Raw genomic sequence first — 2,210 nt, 5'->3', positions numbered from 1 at the left:
TGGTCAGCGTGAAGGTGCCGTTGCCGTTGGTCACGCCCGCCTGCCAGGTCAGGCCGAAGCCGGCGTTGTAATCGAGGTTGCCCGCGCTCCGGGTAGCCGCCAGCGTCAGATAATCCACCGGGCTCGTCGCCCCGCCGAGACTGACCGAACTGAAGTCACCGGTGATGCCGCCCGTCGTGTGAATGAGCGTGAACTCGGTGGCAGGCAGCGCACTCGCGGACGACGGCGCGTCAGCTGCTACGCCGGCCACGTTGAGTGTGCCGTCAAGCGTCGCACTTCCTGCCGTGATGACCGGGTTATTGGCACCCAGCGTGACATCCAGCGTCGAGCCCGAAGACTGCGTGAACGCACCGCTCACCGCGAGCTGCGATGTCCCGCCGATCGCGGTGGTCGCCCCGCTCTGGGTGGAATAGCTACTGGAAGTAAAGGCGCCAGACTGCGCGAACGTTAGCGTGCCTGCTGCCACTGTTGTCGTTCCCACCGACGAGCCAGTACCGGTCATCGTCAATGTGCCGGTACCGGAACTGGTGAAGCTGCCGGTGCCGCTGATCACATTGGCGAAGCTGGCACTCCCGGGCTCATTGATGACAAGCGCCGCGTTGTCGAGAACCGGCCCGCTCCCGAAGCTGGTTGCGGACCCGCTCAGCGTGCCAGCCGAGATCGTCGTGCCTCCGGTATAGGTGTTCGCGCCGCTCAGGGTGGTGGTGCCGGCACCACTCTGTGTAACCGCCCCGGTACCGGAGATCACACCAGCCTGGGTGAAGGCATCGGAGCGGTCGAAGGTCAGCGTGCCGTTATCGGTCACATCGCCGACGATCGAGCCCGTGGTTCCGCCATTGCCGATCTGCAACGTGCCGGCGGCGATCGTCGTGCCTCCGGTGTAGGTGTTCGTGCCGGTGAGGATCGTGGTGCCGCTGCCGGCCTGCGTCACCGGACCCGTGCCGGAGATCACGCCGCCAAACGTTGACGCATCGGAGCGGTCGAAGGTCAGCGTGCCGTTGTCGGTCACATCGCCGACGATCGAGCCCGTGGTTCCGCCATTGCCGATCTGCAGCGTGCCGGCGACGATCGTCGTGCCTCCGGTGTAGGTGTTCGTGCCGGTGAGGATCGTGGTGCCGCTGCCGGTCTGCGTCACCGTTCCGGTACCGGAGATCACGCCGCCTAAGGTCCACGCATCCGAGCGGTCGAAAGCCAGCATGCCGTTGTCGGTCACATCGCCGACGATCGAGCCCGTGGTTCCGCCATCGCCGATCTGCAGCGTGCCCGCCGAGATCGTCGTCAAGCCTGTGTACGTGTTACTACCCGACAGCGTCAAAGAGCCTGAACCAGTCTTGCTCAGTCCGCCCGTGCCGGACAAGACGCCGCTATACGTCGTCGACGTGTTGTCGCCGCCCGCTGTGAGCGTCGCGGTGCCAAGTGTCACATTGCCAGCGCCCGCCAGCGAACCTATCGTTTGACTGAAATTGTTGAGATCGAGGAAAGCGCCAGCAGCGATGGTGAACGCGCTACCTGGTGAGAATCGGTTCGTCGCCGCACCCGCCTGCAGCGTGCCGACGTCTACCGCGGTTGCGCCGGAATAGGTATTGCTGCCCGACAGCGTTAGCGTACCTGCGCCAGCCTTGGTAAGCCCGCCCGTGCCGCTGATGGCATTCGCCAAGGTCACGTTGTTGCCGTTGGTGTCGAGAGTGCCACCGTCGGCCCCCAGCGCCGCAAGCCGGCTGGAGATGTCCGTGGCCGTGCCGGTCGCCCATTGCAGGCCGCCTCCGTTCAGGGTGATCTGGCCGCTGCCGAAGTTGCCGGCCGCGGAAAAGTTGATCAGCCCGCCGGTGACCAACGTGCCACCCGAATAGGTGTTGGCGGCTGACAGCGTCGTCGTGCCAGCACCAGTCTTCAACAGCGCATAGCTGCCGGCATTCGCGCCCGTGCCGCCCGAGCCGGTTTGGTCGGTGATAACGTCGGAGACAGTCTGGCTCTCGCCTGCCCCCGGTGCGAAAGTGACCGTGCCGTCGCCTTGCAGGAACAAGCCTGAGCCAAACGCCGAGCCATTGGCAGAAGCACTGGTCCCGGCCGTCACGGAATTGCCGTTGATGGTGAGGGGACCTGCAAGGGTGAGATTGCCGCCTGCCTGGACAAAAACGGCGCCGCCCATGCCGCCGCCGGAGAGCGTGTTGTTGTTGCCAACGATGGTGACATTGCTGGCAATGGTCGGC

Annotated in this window: 1 protein-coding gene; it reads right to left on the bottom strand. The window is 65.2% G+C overall.

The features are described 5' to 3' along the window. On the bottom strand, nucleotides 1-2,210 hold a 2,210-nt coding region (locus CIC12_RS11575), incomplete at both ends, for an autotransporter-associated beta strand repeat-containing protein (protein ID WP_174772017.1).

The organism is Paraburkholderia sp. SG-MS1 (assembly GCF_012275575.1).
Classification (GTDB): domain Bacteria; phylum Pseudomonadota; class Gammaproteobacteria; order Burkholderiales; family Burkholderiaceae; genus Paraburkholderia.
The sequence above is the reverse complement of the archived record's forward strand: the minus strand, read 5'-3'. Positions and strand labels throughout refer to the sequence as shown.